The organism is Streptomyces sp. NPDC017993 (assembly GCF_044328065.1).
Lineage (GTDB): Bacteria > Actinomycetota > Actinomycetes > Streptomycetales > Streptomycetaceae > Streptomyces.
In genome coordinates, this window is sequence record NZ_JBIRGO010000018.1 from 163499 (window position 1) to 180739 (window position 17241).

Genomic DNA, 17241 nt, shown 5'->3' on the forward strand with positions numbered 1-17241 from the left:
TCGGCGGAGAGCCGCGCGCATTGCGGTCGTTCATTCCCGGAGAGCGAACGACGCCCGCTCGTGCCACCGCACGCCGTCGTGCACCATGAGTTCCACCGACGAGACGTGTGACGTGCGGGGCAGGCCGGCAAGGAGCTCGGCCTCGATCCTGTCCAGGACGTCGGCTTCCTGACCTTGAGCGTCGGTCAGGTGGGGGATGACGTCGGCGAACCGGCCGCCGAACGGCGGGGCCTCCGGCCACCGGTCGCCGATGGCCCGCGTGAGCTGCCGCAGCGGCGTATCCGGTTCCGGAACGAGATACTGCACCTCGGGAAACCGCCCGCATCGCGCGAATCGCACATCGAATGCCCTGTGCTTCTCCAGGACTTCGGCGATGGCGGCGCGGACGCGAACGTCGATGCGGCCCGCTTCGAGGAACGGAAAGAGCACCGTCACATGCGCGGGCACACCGGCTCGGGCCGAGGGATCCAGCCGCTCCCGCCAGGCGCGGACCGTCGCTTCCACCTCGGGCACCTTGACCACGAGGCCCGTCCGTCCCGCGTGAAAATCACTGGAGTTGTCCGCCATGACACACCAGGATGGCACTTGCGATCATGGGTACGTTCAGCGGCCACAGCCGCGCCGGACGGGTCGGCCGATCCGTCGCCACGGAGAGGGAGTCGCCTCGTGTCACCTGTCATTCCCCCGGACCCGACCGTGGTGCACCCGATGCCCGACCAGCCGCGGGTGGTGCTGTTGAAGCCCCTGGTCACCTCGCCGTTGATCGAGGTCGGGGAGTTCTCCTACTACGACGATCCGGACGACCCCACCGCGTTCGAGACCCGCAACGTGCTGTACCACTACGGACCGGAGAAGCTGCGCATCGGGAAGTTCTGCGCGCTGGGCGAGGGCGTGCGGTTCGTCATGAACGGCGCCAATCACCGCATGGACGGGCCCTCCACGTTCCCGTTCCCGATCATGGGAGGTTCGTGGGCCGAGCACTTCGGTCTGATCACCGGCCTTCCCGGACGGGGCGACACGGTGGTCGGCCACGACGTCTGGTTCGGGTACCGGGCCATGGTCATGCCCGGCGTTCGTATCGGCCACGGAGCGATCGTCGCGTCCGGTTCCGTCGTCGTCGATGACGTACCGGATTACGGCATCGTCGGAGGCAACCCGGCCAAGCTCGTCCGCCGCCGGTACGACGACGCGGACATCGCCCGTCTGCTGGCGCTGGCCTGGTGGGACTGGCCCATCCAGCACCTGAGCGAGCACCTGCCGACGATCATGTCCGGCAGCGTCGACGACCTGGAAGCCGCGGCCCCGAGCAAGGGGTAGCGGCGGGTGCGCCCCGGAGCGGGTGGACGCAGGAGTCCGGCGGCCTTGGGGCGGCGAACGTCCGGGCGGATACTTGATGCATGAACGTCTCGGCACGAGGGCTCCTCGGTCTGCGCGAGCGGATAGGCAGCAGCCTGTTCCACCGCGTCGCAGGCCCGGAGGGGCCGGTCAACCGAGCCCGCATCCACGGCGCGCCGGGGCCTCGCTGGTTCGGCCCGGACCGGCCCATCCGTACCGTCCACGGCGACGCCTCGATGTTCATCGGTGGCCTGCGTGCCTTGTTGTTGCAGTCGCTGCATCCGCTGGCCATGGCCGCCGTGGCGGCGCATTCCGGCTACCGCGGCGACCCCTGGGGCCGGCTCCAGCGCACCAGCACATTCCTCGCCGTGACGACGTTCGGCCCCGCCGCGGACGCACAGCAGACGGTCGACCACGTACGAGCGGTGCACGAGCGCGTGGCGGGGACCACCGCCACCGGGGAGAAGTACCACGCCGCGGATCCGCACCTCCTCGCCTGGGTGCACATCGCCGAGGTCGACAGCTTTCTGTGCGCTCACCGGCTCTACGGCGCGCACCCACTGGACGCCGCGGGGCGCGACGCGTACATCGCCGACGCCGCACGGGTGGCGACCGCACTCGGCGTGCTCGACCCGCCGCGTGACCAGGCCGAGCTGGAGGACCGGTTGGCCGCCTACCTGCCGGAGCTCCGCGCCTCACAAGAGGCGCGCGAGGCGGCGCGCTTCATCCTCCTGCACCCGCCCCTGCCCTGGGTCGCCCGGCTCCCCTACGCCGTCCTGGCCCTGAACGCGGTCGCCTCCCTCCCGCCATGGGCCCGCAGACACCTCGGGTTGCCTCGCGTCCCGGGGACCGAGAGCCGCTTCATCCGCATGACCGGACGTGCCCTCACCTCGGCCATCCGATGGGCCATGACACCTCCCCGGGCGACCTCCCGCACCGACTGACCTCGGGGTGGTCGACCGAGCACGGCGCACTCCGGCGGACCTTCCTCCCGGCACGCGTGGCGGGGGCTCTCCGCAGCGCCTGGCGCGCCTGCGGTGCGCACTCCGCGCATATGCCCCTCAACATTTCCGGAGGCAACCCGATTGCCCTCCACCTGTTGCGCCATCGGTTCGTGTGCCTGCCCCTTGGAAGAGCAAGGAAAAGCAGGACAACACCCCCACTCGATGACCTCGCCAGGCGGTAGGTTCCCATGCCAGCTACGCCCAAGACGCTCAAGGAACTGGACAAGCAGGCCAGAGCCGCCGCTCGTCGCTACGGCGAAACGAGTGCCCAGCGGCAGGCGACCCGACGTGAGCTGGACGAAGGGGTGAAGTTCCCCGATTCGCCGGAGGCCCTCGCGGCCCGCGCGACCCGGCTGCTCGACCGGGGCGGCGTACCGGCCGCGGCTGCCGTGGCGAAGATCCACGCGGATCCGCTGGATGTGCCCGTGACGAACGAGCGCATCATCGGTACCTCCAAGGAGCTCCAGGCATGGAACTTCCTGCCGCGCGGCGTGCGGGCCGCAGGCACCGTCGCCCGGATCTCGATCCGCGAGAACGGCCGGGAGCTGCCGCAGGGCACCGGCTTCCTGGTGTCGCCCCGGCTGCTGATGACCAATCATCATGTGCTGCCCGACGAGGCCACCGCACAGAGCTGCTTCGTGGAGTTCAACGCCCAGGTCACCATCGACAACACCCCGGACGCGGCGACGCGTCTGGAACTCGACCCGGGGGCCTTCTTCCTCGCGGACGAGCGGCTCGACTTCGCGCTGGTGCAGCTCGCGCACGCCGCCGGTACCCCCGCCCCGGGCGAGACGTTCGGCTGGAACAGGATCAGCGTCCAACAGGGCAAGCTGGTCGTCGGCGAACCCGTGAACGTCATCGGCCACCCCAGTGGCCGCTTCAAGGAGATCGCCGTACGCGACAACGCCCTGCTCGTCCGGCTGGACGACTTCCTGCACTACGAGACCGACACCGAGCCAGGCAACTCCGGCTCCCCGGTCTTCAACGACCAGTGGGAAGTGGTCGCGCTGCACCACTCCGGCGTGCCCAGGACGGACGGCGAGGGACGCATTCTGCGCAAGGACGGCCAGCTGTGGCAGCCGGGTGACGGCGACGACGCCGTCGACTACGTTTCCAACGAGGGCGTGCGCATCAGCTCCATCCTGCGTCATCTCGCCGGGGCGCAACTGGATCCCGCCCGCCGTGCGCTCCTGGCCGAGATGGGCCCCGACTCCGGGCTCCAGCAGGGCGCCGACATCACCGCCCAGCCGGACAGGGCGCCGACTCCCCCGCCCGCCGTGCGCGCCACCACCGAGAGCGCCGGGGTGCGTGTCGGTCTCCGGGCTCGGAGCACCGCGTTCGGCGGCCGTCGGCATCTGGTCTTCCTGCACGGCAGGAGCCAGGAGGAAAAGTATCCCGAGGAGATGCGGCGGGAGTGGACCGGCGGGCTGAACAAGGGGCTCACCCTCGCGGGCGTCGCTCCGATCGACCCGGCGGACGTCTGGCTGCCGTTCTACGGCACCACGTTGATGGGTGCTCTCGCGCGGCAGGAATCCGCCCCACGCCAATTCGAGGAACTGACCACCGGTTCCACGGCTGAGGCCTTCGCGCCCGCAGGTGCCGCGAGGGATACGTACGAGGAGCTGATCGCCGAGGCCGCGGGCCGGGCGGGCATGCCCCAGGACGGCCCGCCCGCCACCGAAGGGTTCGGGAACACGCTGGTGGGCGCCCTGCAAGGGCAGTTGAGCTGGCTCGCCGCCAAGACGGACCTGGACGAGTGGGTGATCGCCACGATCCTCCGGGACGTCGCCGCCTACCTCGACGACCGTGCCGTCCGGCAGGCAGTCCTGGACTGCGTCCTTGAGACGATGCCCACCTCCGGCAAGCTCGTCCTGGTCACCCACAGCCTCGGCACCGTGGTCGGCATGGACCTCATCCCGAAGCTCCCGAAGGAGCTGGAGGTCGACCTGCTGGTCACCGCCGGCAGCCCGTTGGGCATGAACGGCGTCTACGAGCGATTGCTCATCCCCGGCGCCAAGCGCCCGCAAGGCATTCGCGAGTGGGTCAACGCCTGGTGCCCGACCGACACCGTGGCGATCGGCTGCCCGCTCGACGACTCCTGGGGGAAGCTGACCGAGCGGGCCGTCACCAATCCGCGCGACCGGTCCCACAACATCGACGAGTACCTCGCCCACCCGGAAGTCGCGTCGGAGATCGGACGGGCGATCACCGCGGCCTGACGGGAACCTGTCCGCGCCTCGTGCCCTCGGCCGGTCACGGCCGAGCGGCGTCCTTCCTGTCGTTGTCGGTCTCGCCGGAGCCCTGCACGTCGTCAGGGACTTGCCGCGGAGGCGTCGGAACGGACGGGTCCGCCCGCCGCGGCAGGCGTCCCTGGGTCGCGGCAAGGGCGGCGCCGCACAGCAGGACGAGCGCGCCCACCGCCTGCAAGGACCCAAAGGTCTCCCCGAGGAAGAGCGTGGCGCATACGGTGTTGACGACCGGGACCGTGAACATCATCAACGAAGCGGAAGCGGGCCCCACGGCTTGCACGCCCCGGTAGTACAGGAGGTTGGCGACGGCGGCGGCGCACAGCGCCAGGTATGCCGCGTTCAGCCAGACACCGGGCGGGAGTTCGCCCCAGCGGACGTCCGGAAGGTCGGGCGTGGCGACGAGGCCCAGGAGCACGGCCCCGGCGCACGTCGCGTACGTGGTCGCGCGCAAGGGATCGATGCCGGCGAGCACCTTGGGACCGGCGAGAGTGTAGGCGGCCCAGCACACGGCGCTGAGCAGAAAAAGCGCGTCGCCGGCGAGCCGGGTGCCGCTGCCGTGTGTGCTGCCCCCCGCCCCCAGGAAGAAGAGCACGGCTCCGGTGAGTCCGAGGCCCAGGCCGGCCAGCCGTCCGCCCGATGCCCGTTCCCGGCCCGTGATCAGCAGGAACAGGCTGGTGAGCACCGGGCTCATGACGGGTATGAGGATGCCCGCGTCCAAGGAAGGGGCGAGCGAGAGGCCCCAGAAGAAGGCCCCGTTGTAGGCGAACACTCCCAGGATTCCGGCCATCGCCGCTCGTCCGCCTGCCCGCCACGGTGCGTCCGGTCGCCGACCGCCGAACAGCGCCACGGCCACCAGCAGCGCGACGGCTGCGCCTGCGAACCTCATCAGCGCGGCCACGGTGTGCGGGACGTGTTCCACCACCGACTTCGAGCTGGAGAAGGCACTGCCCCACAGCAGCATGGTGACCATCAAGAACAGATACGGGCTGCTCAGGCCCCTTTTCGTTGGCATGCGTCGACTCTGCCGAACAGGAGCCGTCCCGTCTTGAACGTGCGTGCGCACGTCATAATGTGTAGATGGCAACGGCTGGCAGCTGGGTGCGGTACTGGCGGGACGAGGACCGCCCCGTGGAGGCGATGCACGCGCACTTCCGGGACCACGTGTACCCGCCGCACGCGCACGACACGTACTCCTTCGGCATCACCGACGCCGGTGCCCAGCGCTTCCGCTGCCGCGGCGCGGCCCACACCAGCGGCGCCGGCATGGTGATGGCTTTCAACCCGGACGAGGTCCACGACGGCCGGGCCGCGGCGGAGCTGGGCTACCGGTACCGCATCGTGCACCTGGGCCCTTCCGTGGTGCGTGAGGTGCTCACCGACGCGGGCGACGGGCGCGCCGGAGCCCTCCCGCTGTTCGCCCACCCGGTGCTGACCGACCCGGCCCTCGCGGACGCGCTAACCCGGCTGCACGCCGCCCTGGCCGGTGGCGCCGATCCGCTGGTCCGCGATGAGCGCCTCACGGCGGCCGTCCGGGCGATGGCGCACCGTGGCGCCGCCTCCGCCGTCCGTGCGGGCCGCACGCCGTCCGACGGCATGCGGCAGCAGGCCGCCCGGCGGGCGCGGGCGCTGCTGGACGAGGCGTATCCGGAGCAGGTGTCCGCCGAGCGCCTGGCGGAGGCAGCCGGGTGCAGCCGGTTCACTCTCTACCGGGCCTTCCGGGCCGAGTTCGGTCTGGCGCCCAGCGACTACCAGCGGCAACTGCGTCTGCGCCGCGCCCGTTCGCTGCTGATGGCCGGTACCGCACCCGCCGCCGCCGCGGCCGCCACCGGCTTCGCCGATCAGGCCCACTTCACCCGCTGGTTCCACCGCGTCTACGGCATCACACCCGGCGTCTTCAGCCGCGCCTGACACCGTGGGTGCGCTCGATCCCGCCCCGGCACGCCCGGCCGTGAGCGGCGCCGGGTCAGCCGGCGCTCCCGCCACTCTTGTGGCCGAGTGCGGTGATGTCCGCGGAGCGGCTGCCGGCGGGCTGGAGGTCGGCCCAGGCGTGCAGAGCGGCGCCGGCCGTGCCGTTGACGAGGGTGCGCTGCGGCTGCTGGGCGGGGGTGGGCCGCGGGCTGGTCTCGCCCAGGTGGCGCAGGGTCGCCTCGGGCCCCTGATCGCGGCGGATGGCGGCGAGTTCTTCCAGGTCCCAGACCATCGTGCCGACCACCGTCCTGCGGGGTCCGCGGCGTTGGACGACGCCGCGTACGAGCAGGAGCCCGGAGTGGAAGACGGTGTGGGCGCACGCCTCGTGGGAGTCCTCGAAAAAGGCGAGGTCGACCATGCCGGAGCCGTCCTCCAGGGTGACGAAGATGATCCGTCGGCCCGAGCGGATGGGCGGGGTCTGGGTGGAGGCCCGTACGCCGGCGACCAGGACGCTCTGCCCTGCGGCCATGCCCGCGAGGTGCCGGGCGTCGGTGGCGCCGATCTCGCGCAGCAGGCGGTGGTGGTGCTCCATGAGGTGACGGGAGACGTCGATACCGAGGACCTGCAGTTCGCTGCCGAGTTCTTCGCGGCCGGTCATCTCCGGCAGCCCGCTCGGCTCCGCGGTCACGGTGCTGCCGTCCAGGGGCAGTTGACCGTCGCCCTGCCGGCCGCGGGCGTGCCGGTGCAGCTCCGCGATCTGCAGGAGGAGGTCGCGGCGGGTGAGGTCGCCGCGTACGGAGTCGAGGGCGCCGATCTCCACGAGGTGTTCCGCGGTGGGGCGGGCGGGGCGGGCGCGCTCCCAGAAGTCCTGCAGGCTGGTGTAGGGACGGCCGGCGGCGATGCGCTCCACCTGATCGTCGCTGATGCCCTTGACCGCCGACAGGGCGAGGCGGACGCCCCAGGTGCCGTCGGCGCCCTTCTCGACGGTGTGGGTCTGCCGGGAGTGGTTGATGTCGACGGTCAGGACGGGGACGTCGTGGCGGCGGGCATCGGCGACGATGACACGCTTGGGCCACATCCCCGGATCGTGCTCCAGCAGGCCGGCGTAGAGGGCGGCCGGGTGGTGGGCCTTGAGCCACGCCGACTGCAGCGCCGGCACCGCGAAGGCCACCGCGTGGGCCCGGCAGAACCCATAGGCGCCGAAGGCTTCGATGATGTCCCAGACGCGCTCGCGGGCCTCGGGGGCGTAGCCGCGTGCGGCTGCCTTCCGGTGGAACCAGTCGCGCAGCGCGGGCAGGCGTGCGGCGTCGCCCAGGGCTCGGCGCGCGACCTCGGCGAGTGCCAGGTCGCAACCGGTCAACCGGGCGAGCATGAGGATGATCTGTTCGTGCCAGATGGTGACGCCGTAGGTGTCGTGCAGGATCGGTTCGAGGTCGGGGTGCGGATAGGCGGGGGCCGCGCCGTGGCGGGCGGCGATGTACTGCTCCGGCATACCGCCGGCGACCGGGCCGGGCCGGAAGAGGCTGATGTCGGCGATGACGTCCTGCGGGTCGCGGGGCTGCAGCCTGCCGAGGAGGTCCTGCTGGCCCGGTGATTCGAGCTGGAAGAGTCCGATGGTGTCGCTGGCCTGGATGAGCTTGAAGGAGAAGAAGTCGTCGAGGGGCACCTGGCGGCCGTCGTCGAGGTCGATGTCCTGGCCGGTGGTGCGGCGGACCTCCGCGACGGCGTGCGCCATGGCCGACTGCATCCGGACGCCCAGCACATCGAGCTTGATCAGGCCGAGGTCTTCGACGTCCTCCTTGTCGGCCTGGACCATGGGGTAGTCGCCGCCTGGGGTGGGCTGCACGGGGAGCCGGTCCAGCAGGCCGGCATCGGTGAGGATCACCCCGCACGGGTGCATGGCGATGCCGCGCGGCAGGCCGTCGAGGCCCTCGGCGAGCTCCCACAGCGGGCCGTACGCCTCGGCCTCGGCGGCGAGCGGCCGCAGCTCCGGCAGCTCGGCGAGGGCCGCGGTCACGTCGCAGGCCCGGATGTGCGGGAACGCTTTGGCGATCTTGTCGACGAGATGGGGGGCGATGCCGAGCGCCATCCCCGTGTCCCGGAGCGCGTGCCGGGCGCGGTAGGTCTCCGGCATGGCGGTGACCGCCACCCGTTCGGTGCCGAACCGCTCGATGATGCGGTCGTAGACGTCCAGCCGGCGGGCCGACTCCACATCGATGTCGATGTCGGGCAGCGAGGAGCGGCGTTCGGAGAGGAACCGCTCGAAGAGCAGCCGGTGGTCGAGCGGATTCGCCGTGGCGATGTACAGGGCGTGGTTGACCATGCTCCCGGCGCCGGAGCCGCGGGCAGCGACCCGAATCCCCATCTCCCGGACATCGGCGACGACTTGGGCGACGGTGAGGAAGTAGGTGGCGAAGCCGAGCCGGCCGATCACCGCCAGCTCCTCCTCCAGACGCCGCACGGCCTCCGCGTCGCGGTCCAGGCCGCGGCGGGCCATGCCGGCTTCGCAGCGCTGCCGCAGCAGCCGGTCGGCGTCCCCCGGCGCGGATCCGGCGCCGACCGTCTCCGGCTCGGGGAAGCGGGGCGTGCCCAGCCCCAGGTCGGCCACGGGGTCGATCCTGCACCGGTCGGCGGTCCGCTCCGTCTCGGCGAGCAGCTGAGCGGCACGCCCGGAGCCGGCACCCGCCGCCGCGGTGATCCGGCCCGCGACTTCCAGCAGGGCGGCGGGGCCTTTCAGCCACCGCTCCCCCGTATCGAGGCGGCGGCGGTCGATGGGCCGTAGCAGGCGGGCCGCGTCCAGCACGTCGGCGAGGCGGTGCCGGTCGGGATCGGCGTAGCGCACCGCGTTGGTCAGCACGGACGGGATTCCGAGCCGGTCACCCAGGGCGAGGGTGCGGCCGGCGAGCCGTACGGAGCCGGGACCGCTGCCCGCGAGCCCGAAGGAGAGCACCTCCAGCCGCAGCGAAACGCCCGCGGCCTCCAGCTCACGCCACGGCGCCAGCAGCCGCTCGGCCTCGTCCGGCCGGGCGGCCGAGAGGGCACGCACCGGCTCGGAGACCGGGCCGAGGAGGACGGTCAGCCCCTCCCCCGCGTGTTCGGCCAGCGCGGGCCAGGGGATCACCGGCGAGCCGCCCGCGGCTTGTGTGTGGGCGGCCGACACCAGGCGGCACAGTCGCGCCCAGCCTGCCCGGTTCCGGGCGAGGAGGGTGACGCGGAGCGGTGGCTCGCTGACGTGGGCTCCGCCGCGCACCGGGGTGCGCCGGCGATTCAAGGCGGGCGCGGGGGCGTAAGGGGCGACGGCGGCGTCGACGCCGAAGATCGGCCGTACGCCGTGGACGGCGCAGGCGTGGGCGAAGCGGACGTGGCCGGTGACGGTGTCCCGGTCGGTGAGCGCCATCGCCGTGATGCCGCGCTCGGCGGCGCGGCGGACCAGATCCTCGGGGTGCGAGGCGCCGTAGCGCGCGGAGAAGCCGGAGGCGACGTGCAGGTGTACGGCACTCACCGGGCGCCACCTCCCTCGCATCCCTCCATAGACGGATTTCGCCACCATGGCTTGATATCCACTCTAGACCAAGTTCGAGCAGATGTTCGAATGAGGGGCGGCCGGGCCTCCGCGCCGTACAGCTGTCACCGGAGCCTTGACACGGCGTGACGGAGCAGCTGTCACCTACGGTGCCCAGGACCGGCAGTCGCGTGCCGCACTCCCGCGGCCTCCGCGTACACACAGCCGAAAGGAATCCGCCACACGAGAAACGGAATGCCCGGCCAACTGCCCCTGGTTGAAGCTGACATGACTGTGGGAGTAGCACTCAACGCGACCGGCCCCGACAACCAGATCGACGCCACCGTGCGGCTCGCCGAGGAGGCCGCGGCCGCGGGCCTGCGGTCCGCCTGGTTCGGGCAGACCTTCGGCGCCGACTCGCCTCAGCTCGCGGCGATCGTCGGGCGCGCGGTACCAGGACTGCAGGTGGGCACGTCCGCGATCCCCGTGTTCGGACGGCACCCGTTGCTCGTCTCGAGCCAGGCCCAGACCGCGCAGGCGGCCACCCACGGCCGCTACCACCTCGGCCTCGCGCTCGGCACCAAGCTCCTGACCGAGGCAGGCTTCGGCATCCCCTTCGAGCGGCCGGTCGCCCGCCTGCGTGAATTCCTCACCGCGCTACGGCAGTTGACCGAGACCGGCGCCGCCGACTTCCACGGCGAGCTGCTCACCGCGACGACGCCGATCCCCGCCCGGGTGCCGGGCGCCGAGGCCGGCGTGCCGCTGCTCGTCGCCGCGATGGGCCCGCAGGCACTTCGCGCCAGCGGTGAGCTGGCGGACGGGATCCTGCCCTATCTCGCCGGGCCGCGCGCCCTGGCCGAGCACATCGTGCCGGCCGTCACCGCGGCCGCGGAGGCCGCGGGCCGTCCTGCGCCCCGGATCGTGGCGCTGGTGTACGGCGTGGTCACCGACGACGTCGACGCCGTGCGCGAGACGGTCACGGAGCAGCTGGCGTTCTACGAGCAGATCCCGTCCTACGCGCGGGTCGTCGCGCTCTCCGGCGGCACACGGGCCGCCGATGTCGCCGTGATCGGCGACGAGAGGACGGTCGCCGCCGAGGTGCGGCGCTACCGGGACGCCGGCGCGACCGAAGTGGTCTTCTCGGGAACGGAGGTCGCCGGGGACGCCGACCGGCGGCGCACCTGGGCACTCCTCGGGGAACTGGCGGGCTGAGGTCGCCGGCGCCCCACGCGCCGCCGTCAGTCGCGCAAGGACTCGATGCCCTGGGCCAGGATGAGTTCCTGCATCAGCGAACGGCCCTTGTCCGGGTCGTCCGGCCACGGCGTCCAGCCGTGGCCGACCGGGCAGATCAGCCGCGCCGGGTCCGTCCAGTGCCCCATGGCAGTCCACCCGCGGTCGGCGTCGCACTCCGGACACCGCAGGGTCGTCACGCGGAGGAACGGGGCGTACTGCCCGTCCTGGGTCCGCCCCGCCGCCCCGCCGTCGTCACCCGGCACGGCTGCCGGATCCACCTCATGGACCCGGATCTGGTCGCGTACCTCGATCGCCCAGAACGCACCCTCCGGCACCTCGCCCCGATCCCGCTCGTCACTCCCCATACCGGCACCCTCCTCGGACCACACCCGTCCCCCATGACGCTAGTCCAGCGCCCGCGACCTGCGTCACCTGCGGTGGACCCGCCACACGGCTCACTCCGCTACCGGCGGATGCCGCCCGATACCGCTCTGCGCCCCGGATCGTTGCCTCATCCGCGTGGTCGTCCGGCGCGTCGGTTGTGCGGCCCTTGACCGTTCGGCACGGTGACAGCGTGCGCCCTCCCCTCCTTCTCGCCGCCGCCGCGATCGTGCTGCTCGCCACCACCGGTTGCGTCTCCCTCCCCGACCATGGCTCACCCCGGGCCCCCGACCGGTCGCCGGAGGTGCACACGGTCGCGCCGGCCCGCCCCTCGGCGCAGCTGACGCCGACGCAGGAACCGCCCCGCGAACAGGTGGTGGCGGTGGGTGGCGCCCGCGCGGCCGAGAGCCATGTGCGTCAGGAGAAAGCGCCCGCACGCGAGGACGCCCCCCGGCAGCGAGCGCAGCAGCCGCGCCGTTGGCAGGCACCGCGCGCTCGCCATGTGCCGCGGCAGCGCGTCCGAGAGCGGCCGACCTCCGCCCCGGCGCCCGTCCGGCAGAAGCCGAAGCGCCCTACGGCGGCGGCCCCGAGCCCGCGCGCGACGGTCGACTCAAGAGTGGTGTGCCACCTGGCGTCCGGGAACGTCCGCGCGGACCTGATGCGTCTGTGCCGGGGGATGTACGGCCGTTGAGGCTGCCGGCCGCCCGATGCACGATGGCCCGGTGCCGCTGACGACGATCAGATGATGCCGGTCAAGCCCTCGATCGCCGTCCGCGCCCACTCCTGCGCCCCCACCGCCGTACCGGCCGCCACTCCGGTCGCGACCGGAGCCAGCGCTCCCTTGAGCATGGCGAGCGCGCGGCGGAGCCGGCCTTCCTCCGGGGCGTCCGGCTGCGTGATCGTCGCGAGGACCTCTCGGGCCGCGGACTCGGCGTCCTCGCGGTCCTGATCGGCGAGGCCGGCCTGCGGCAGCTGCCGGAGCAGGTCGGTGACCCGGTCGGCGAGTGCCTCAAAGCCCGGGGCAACGGTGCTGTTGTTCTGCTGGTTCTGGGTGACCGTGTCGTTGTTCCAGGCGAACTGGGTGCCTGAGACCTCGGCGTTGAACACCGGCCCGTCGTAGTTGTTGACGTTCTGTGCGTCGGTCATGTGCGGGAACCGTCCTCGTTGGTCTGCTGCTGGATGGCGTGGTTGTTGTTCCAGGCCAGCTGCGCTCCGTGGACCGCGGCATTGAAGACCGGGCCGTAGAAGTTGTTGACGATCGTCGGCGGACGCTCGTCCGGCTTGGCGACCTGCTTGACGACCGGCAGCGACGTGCGGAGCGAGACCACGTCGACGCGGCCATTGTCCTGCACCGCGACACCCTGCGTGCCGTTCACGCAACAGTCCACCAGACGGCCCCCGCACGTGTCGTCGAAGCTCGCGCCCGCGGCGGCGCAGTCGACGAACTCGCCGTTCACGACGTCCAGGTAGGCGGAGTCCTTTCCGCAGAGGCCGAATGCCTCCGAGCCGGTCACGGTCAGATTCCTCGCGACGACTCTCGCCTTGCCGAATCCGATGGCCCCGCCGGCGCTCACCGTTTTGACGTCGCAGTCGTGGACGAACAGCTGGGCGTCCTCGCCGGCGCCGAAGCCCAGCAGCCCGCGCTCCGCCGAAACGCGGGTGAGCGTGACGCGGGACTGGCCGAGGACGGTCACCGCGACCATGTCGAAGCCACGGAACCCGGCGTCGGTGACGTCGGCGGTGGTACCTCCGTTGCCCCGGGTCTCCAGGCCCGACGGGCAGTTCTCCACGCGGACTTGCTCGAACACGGCCCTGGACTCGTCGAAGACCCGCAGGGCGGAACCCGTCAGCCCCTCGATCTCGACCCCGGTGAAACGGCCCCTGGCGGCCTCGGTGACGGCAATGCCGACGTTGCCTCCCGAGATGCGGCAGCCGTTGACCTCCGGAGCGCCGCCCTTGGTCGAGAACACCGCGACGTTTCCCGCGCCGAGGACCTCGCAGTCCTCGAACCTGCCACGGCCAGAGGTCTGGACGTTGATGCCGGTGTCGCGGCACTCGATGAACGCGCAGCCGCGCACCACCGGGTCGGCGCCGCTCGCCACTCCGATCCCGTGCTGCGCATCGGTGACGCGCGTGCCGTCCACGGAGCCCTTCGACTGCTCGATGAACATGATGGCCTCGGCGTGCACGGCGTTGATCGCGCAGCCGGCCACGGTGAGTTCCGCCCGCGTGTCCGCCATGAGGGCCGCCTTGCCGGTGCCGGTCACTTCGCACCCGGTGACCTCGGCACGCGCATCGCTGACGCGCACGCCATGGATCCGGCTGCCCCCGATCCAGCTGTCGCGGACCGCGACATGGGCGCCTTCGATCACCGCGACCGAGTTGTCGGCGGCGTCGGTGAACCGGCAGCGCTCGATGAGCCCCGCGGACCCGGAGAAGAGAGACCGCCCGTGCAGGATCGCGCTGTCCCGCAGCGTCACGGAGGTGTTCGGCCTCGCGTGCACGCTGACGCCGTTGTGCGCCCGGATCTCGCAGTGTTCGAGGGTGAGCGTTCCCGCGTGGCAGCCGACGACATCGGCGTCGCGGCCGATCAGCACGAGGCCGTGGACAGCCACCGCCCCGAAGGCGTCGAGGACGGCACCGCGAGGCCGGCTCACCACCACGGAGCCCGGACCGTCGACCGCGGCCAACCGGACCTCGCCCTGGACGGTGAGCGCCTCCTCGTAACGGCCGGGCGCGATCTCGATCAGCGCGGGCCGGCCCCGTCCGGCCGCGGCGGAGAGAGCGGAAGAGATGTCGGGGTAAGCGCGACGACCGCCGCGCGGCGAGACGAGATACCTCGCGACCATGCCCGCCTTTCCCCCCACCATGCCGCCTACTTGGCCGTCGATGTTACCCGAGCGGGTGAACGACGGCGGCTGCCCAGGCGGCCGCCCGCAGGGAATTCACCTGCACAACAGGCCCTGGGGGCAGCACACTTGGCTCACAGGTCGAGGTCGGCGTATACCGCGGCGTGGTCGGAAGCCTGGTCGGCCTTCGAAGTGACGGTCGCGAACGACTTGAAGGTGCCGGGCGCGAAAATTCCGCGCCGCTCCACCTTCACGTCCTCCACCAGGTCCCACAGCGCGGGCGCGAGCATCACGTAGTCGAACTTCTGCTCGAGCGAGGTGCCCGTCCCATGGGTGCCGGGCGCTCCTGTGTACGTCCGGTGGCTCATCACGTCCTGCAAGCCGGTCTCAAGAAGCACCCCCAGCGGCTCGCTGTCCGGGCCGTCGTTGAGGTCTCCGGCGACCACGACGTTCGCGGACCGTTCGAGGGCCTTCTTGTAGATGTCCCGTACCCGCTCGGCCTGGGCCTTTCGCTTCTTGGTGGTGGCGGCCGGGTCGCCGATCTTGCTCTTGAAGTGGTTGCCGAGGATCCACAGCGGCTTTCCGCCCGGGAGCTCGATCTCGAACTCCGGGCAGTCCCGGCTGAAGATCGGCCGGCCTGCCGCGCTGTCGAAGATATGCGACCGCAGCGAGGTGATCGGCAGGCGGCTGTACAGGCCGATGTCGATGCCACGGCTGTCATTGCCGTCGATCAGCATGTTGAACGGATACCTCTTCGCGCCCATCAGGTCGCTCAGCACCTGCTCCTGGAAACGGTGCAGGGTGAGCCGGTCCTCGACCTCGACCGTGAGCAGCACGTCTGCGTCGACCTCGGCGATCACCAGACCGGTGTTGTGGACGGCCTCCTCATCGAGGTCGTCGCGGACCAGCTCCGCCCAACCGACCCAGTGGGCACGCCCCTTGGCGACGATTTCGATGCCGCCGCCGCGCTTGGTCCGGAAGAGCTTGGCGCCGCCGCGGGTCTCGTTCACCAGGATGGGGCGGCTCTTGGACTGGGAGGCGGCGACGTCGTACTTCTGGAGGAGTTCGACGATCTTGTCCTTGTCATCGGCCGTGTAGGTGGCGTGGTCGAGGAGGGAGACCAGGGCGGCGAAGTCCTCCAGTGTCTCGCGCCGCTCCTCCGGATCGGGAAGGGCGAAGACACGAGGCCGGTGGAAGAGGTTCTCGGTGTTGAAGGTGGCGATGCGGAGAGTCATGGCGCCTCCCGTCGCGGCGCGGGTACACGCGGCCGACCGGGCAGGCGCGCCGCCGAGGTCACTGCTCGCCGACACTTCCAATTCTCCGAGCATGGACGTGACCTGTCCAACGGAGCGGACGCGCACGGCGAAGCGGGAAGAGCCGGAAGCGGGAAGAGCCAAAGCGGTTGAAGAAGATACGGTGGCGCGGCCGTGGCAGGTGACGTCCCCTACGGCGCTGTGCCCGCGCCTTTGCGCGGCGCGTCCGAAGCTGTGCCCCCGCCGCCCTTCCGCCCACGTTGAGCGCAGCCGTGGCGAAGCCTTCGGCGAGCGTCGGCGCCTCCGTCGCCTCGTACAGCGCTTGCGAGATCAGCGTGGAGCCCACGGCGGACGAGAGGGCGCCCTGGGCGAAGACGAGACCGATCACCGCCACCGGACTCCCGGCCGCCCTCACGAACGCGGCCCAGCCCACCAGCAGGGCCACGCCGCCGGTCAGAGAAGGATCGACGTGGCGCGGCCCTTGGCGTGCGGTGCGACCATGCCGGTCGCCGTCACCAGGGCGACCGCCAGGAACCCGGCGTTCGCCGGCGCCGCGACGACGCGAGTGGTCAGCAGCACCGCGTAGCTGGTGGTGACCGCACCGAGCACACGGGCGAGCAGGAAGGTGAGGAGAAAAGGCCAGGAACGAGCGCCGTTGCGACCAGCGCATGCTCACCGCAGCCAACAGCGGCGCGCCGATGACCATCCCGACGGCGAATGCCGACGTGAGCGAACTTGCCGCCGACAGGGACACCCGCATATCGCGAGCGATGTCCGGCACCAGACCGGCCAACATGAACTCGGGAGTGCCCCGGGCGAATACCGCCAGGCCGAGCAGAGGGAGGACGAGGGGCACAGCAAAGCTCCGCAACTGTGTCAGGGATCATGAAGGCATCGGGTCTGCCTCGGCAATGCCCGTATCGGGGTCGGCTTCGGAAATCGACTGTCCGATCGGCCGGGCGCGGCCGACCCGCGAAAGGACCTGCATGCGTCACGCCCGCGACACACGCACAAGGTCAAAAACTGTCCGCACTACGGCAATCCGGTGACAGTGATCGCGGTCAGCGGAGCCCTCGGCTCATGAACCCAGGGCTAGGGCGTGTCCGCAAAGTCATGGGAGCCACAGTCGGAGGCAGGCGAGGGTGACCAGGGCTTTGTAGTGGTGGGCTCGTTTGTCGTAGCGGGTGGCGAGGGCTTTGTTCTGCTTGAGGCGGTTGAAGCATCGTTCGACGACGTTGCGGCGGCGGTAGACGGTGCGGTCGAGGCGGCACGGGCTCTCGCCGCGTCGCCTGCGTCCGCTGATCTGGTCGATGCGTTCGGGGATCGTGCAGGCGATGCCGCGTTTACGCAGGTAGGCGCGGATCTTGCGGGACGAGTAGCCCTTGTCGCCGAGCACTCGCCGTGGCCGGGTGCGTGGCCGGCCCCGCCCGCAGCGGGTGATGCGGATGCGGGCCATGACCGGTTCGAACTGCGTGCAGTCGTTGACGTTTCCGCCTGTGATCGTGAAGGCCAGAGGCTGCCCGCGTC

General features: G+C 71.4%; 14 protein-coding genes and 1 pseudogene. 6 read left to right on the forward strand and 9 right to left on the reverse strand.

Annotation, left to right across the window (positions count from 1 at the left end; all coding sequences use genetic code 11):
• Positions 1 to 30 precede the first annotated feature (30 nt).
• Complete coding sequence (locus tag ACH4FH_RS29360) at positions 31 to 567, reverse strand: 2'-5' RNA ligase family protein (protein WP_398558956.1); 537 nt, start codon at positions 565 to 567, stop codon at positions 31 to 33.
• Between the two features lie 141 nt (positions 568 to 708).
• Here ACH4FH_RS29360 and ACH4FH_RS29365 point away from each other — a divergent pair, with 141 nt between their 5' ends.
• The 3 genes from ACH4FH_RS29365 to ACH4FH_RS29375 all read left to right on the forward strand — a co-directional run bounded on the left by ACH4FH_RS29365 (position 709) and on the right by ACH4FH_RS29375 (position 4558).
• A complete protein-coding gene (locus ACH4FH_RS29365) occupies positions 709 to 1317 on the forward strand; it encodes a CatB-related O-acetyltransferase (protein ID WP_398558973.1) in 609 nt (202 codons plus the stop codon).
• Positions 1318 to 1397: 80 nt separating this feature from the next.
• Positions 1398 to 2279: an oxygenase MpaB family protein gene (locus tag ACH4FH_RS29370; protein ID WP_398558957.1), complete on the forward strand. Its 882-nt coding sequence runs from the start codon at positions 1398 to 1400 to the stop codon at positions 2277 to 2279.
• A 248-nt stretch (positions 2280 to 2527) separates the two neighbouring features.
• On the forward strand, positions 2528 to 4558 hold the full coding sequence (locus ACH4FH_RS29375; RefSeq protein ID WP_398558958.1) for a trypsin-like serine peptidase: 2031 nt from the start codon (positions 2528 to 2530) through the stop codon (positions 4556 to 4558).
• 34 nt (positions 4559 to 4592) lie between these two features.
• Here the strand turns inward: ACH4FH_RS29375 and ACH4FH_RS29380 are convergent, their stop codons facing one another.
• Positions 4593 to 5600 carry a DMT family transporter gene (locus tag ACH4FH_RS29380; RefSeq protein WP_398558959.1) on the reverse strand — a complete coding sequence of 336 codons (1008 nt, stop codon included), beginning with the start codon at positions 5598 to 5600 and terminating at the stop codon, positions 4593 to 4595.
• Between the two features lie 65 nt (positions 5601 to 5665).
• Between ACH4FH_RS29380 and ACH4FH_RS29385 the strand changes: the two genes are divergently transcribed.
• Positions 5666 to 6496, forward strand: coding sequence for an AraC family ligand binding domain-containing protein (locus ACH4FH_RS29385; RefSeq protein WP_398558960.1), 831 nt, complete (start codon positions 5666 to 5668; stop codon positions 6494 to 6496).
• Between the two features lie 55 nt (positions 6497 to 6551).
• Here the strand turns inward: ACH4FH_RS29385 and ACH4FH_RS29390 are convergent, their stop codons facing one another.
• Positions 6552 to 10019 carry a DNA polymerase III subunit alpha gene (locus ACH4FH_RS29390; protein ID WP_398558961.1) on the reverse strand — a complete coding sequence of 1156 codons (3468 nt, stop codon included), beginning with the start codon at positions 10017 to 10019 and terminating at the stop codon, positions 6552 to 6554.
• A gap of 267 nt (positions 10020 to 10286) precedes the next feature.
• On the opposite strand from ACH4FH_RS29390, the gene ACH4FH_RS29395 reads away from it, so the two are divergent.
• Positions 10287 to 11210 (forward strand): TIGR03564 family F420-dependent LLM class oxidoreductase, encoded by a 924-nt coding sequence (locus ACH4FH_RS29395; RefSeq protein ID WP_398558962.1) that lies wholly within the window; start codon positions 10287 to 10289, stop codon positions 11208 to 11210.
• A 26-nt stretch (positions 11211 to 11236) separates the two neighbouring features.
• Here the strand turns inward: ACH4FH_RS29395 and ACH4FH_RS29400 are convergent, their stop codons facing one another.
• Entirely contained in the window at positions 11237 to 11596 is a 360-nt protein-coding gene (locus ACH4FH_RS29400; RefSeq protein WP_398558963.1) for a hypothetical protein, read from the reverse strand.
• 209 nt (positions 11597 to 11805) lie between these two features.
• Here ACH4FH_RS29400 and ACH4FH_RS29405 point away from each other — a divergent pair, with 209 nt between their 5' ends.
• On the forward strand, positions 11806 to 12303 hold the full coding sequence (locus tag ACH4FH_RS29405; RefSeq protein ID WP_398558964.1) for a hypothetical protein: 498 nt from the start codon (positions 11806 to 11808) through the stop codon (positions 12301 to 12303).
• 47 nt (positions 12304 to 12350) lie between these two features.
• Here the strand turns inward: ACH4FH_RS29405 and ACH4FH_RS29410 are convergent, their stop codons facing one another.
• From ACH4FH_RS29410 to ACH4FH_RS29430, 5 genes and pseudogenes are all read right to left on the reverse strand, one after another.
• Positions 12351 to 12758 carry a hypothetical protein gene (locus tag ACH4FH_RS29410; RefSeq protein ID WP_398558965.1) on the reverse strand — a complete coding sequence of 136 codons (408 nt, stop codon included), beginning with the start codon at positions 12756 to 12758 and terminating at the stop codon, positions 12351 to 12353.
• On the reverse strand, positions 12755 to 14482 hold the full coding sequence (locus ACH4FH_RS29415) for a right-handed parallel beta-helix repeat-containing protein (protein WP_398558966.1): 1728 nt from the start codon (positions 14480 to 14482) through the stop codon (positions 12755 to 12757). Before ACH4FH_RS29415 ends, ACH4FH_RS29410 begins: the two co-directional genes overlap by 4 nt.
• Positions 14483 to 14595: 113 nt before the next feature.
• Positions 14596 to 15696 carry an endonuclease/exonuclease/phosphatase family protein gene (locus tag ACH4FH_RS29420; RefSeq protein ID WP_398558967.1) on the reverse strand — a complete coding sequence of 367 codons (1101 nt, stop codon included), beginning with the start codon at positions 15694 to 15696 and terminating at the stop codon, positions 14596 to 14598.
• Positions 15697 to 15958: 262 nt separating this feature from the next.
• Positions 15959 to 16570: pseudogene (locus ACH4FH_RS29425) on the reverse strand (MFS transporter); the annotation flags it as partial.
• A gap of 255 nt (positions 16571 to 16825) precedes the next feature.
• On the reverse strand, positions 16826 to 17241 hold a 416-nt coding region (locus tag ACH4FH_RS29430; RefSeq protein ID WP_398558968.1), incomplete at its 5' end, for an IS5 family transposase.

Bases quoted from the DNA above. Each gene is read 5' to 3' on its own strand.
- ACH4FH_RS29360 (WP_398558956.1), bottom strand. From the start codon at position 567: ATGGCGGACAACTCCAGTGATTTTCACGCGGGACGGACGGGCCTCGTG.
- ACH4FH_RS29365 (WP_398558973.1), top strand. From the start codon at position 709: ATGCCCGACCAGCCGCGGGTGGTGCTGTTGAAGCCCCTGGTCACCTCG.
- ACH4FH_RS29370 (WP_398558957.1), top strand. From the start codon at position 1,398: ATGAACGTCTCGGCACGAGGGCTCCTCGGTCTGCGCGAGCGGATAGGC.
- ACH4FH_RS29375 (WP_398558958.1), top strand. From the start codon at position 2,528: ATGCCAGCTACGCCCAAGACGCTCAAGGAACTGGACAAGCAGGCCAGA.
- ACH4FH_RS29380 (WP_398558959.1), bottom strand. From the start codon at position 5,600: ATGCCAACGAAAAGGGGCCTGAGCAGCCCGTATCTGTTCTTGATGGTC.
- ACH4FH_RS29385 (WP_398558960.1), top strand. From the start codon at position 5,666: ATGGCAACGGCTGGCAGCTGGGTGCGGTACTGGCGGGACGAGGACCGC.
- ACH4FH_RS29390 (WP_398558961.1), bottom strand. From the start codon at position 10,019: ATGCGAGGGAGGTGGCGCCCGGTGAGTGCCGTACACCTGCACGTCGCC.
- ACH4FH_RS29395 (WP_398558962.1), top strand. From the start codon at position 10,287: ATGACTGTGGGAGTAGCACTCAACGCGACCGGCCCCGACAACCAGATC.
- ACH4FH_RS29400 (WP_398558963.1), bottom strand. From the start codon at position 11,596: ATGGGGAGTGACGAGCGGGATCGGGGCGAGGTGCCGGAGGGTGCGTTC.
- ACH4FH_RS29410 (WP_398558965.1), bottom strand. From the start codon at position 12,758: ATGACCGACGCACAGAACGTCAACAACTACGACGGGCCGGTGTTCAAC.
- ACH4FH_RS29415 (WP_398558966.1), bottom strand. From the start codon at position 14,482: ATGGTGGGGGGAAAGGCGGGCATGGTCGCGAGGTATCTCGTCTCGCCG.
- ACH4FH_RS29420 (WP_398558967.1), bottom strand. From the start codon at position 15,696: ATGACTCTCCGCATCGCCACCTTCAACACCGAGAACCTCTTCCACCGG.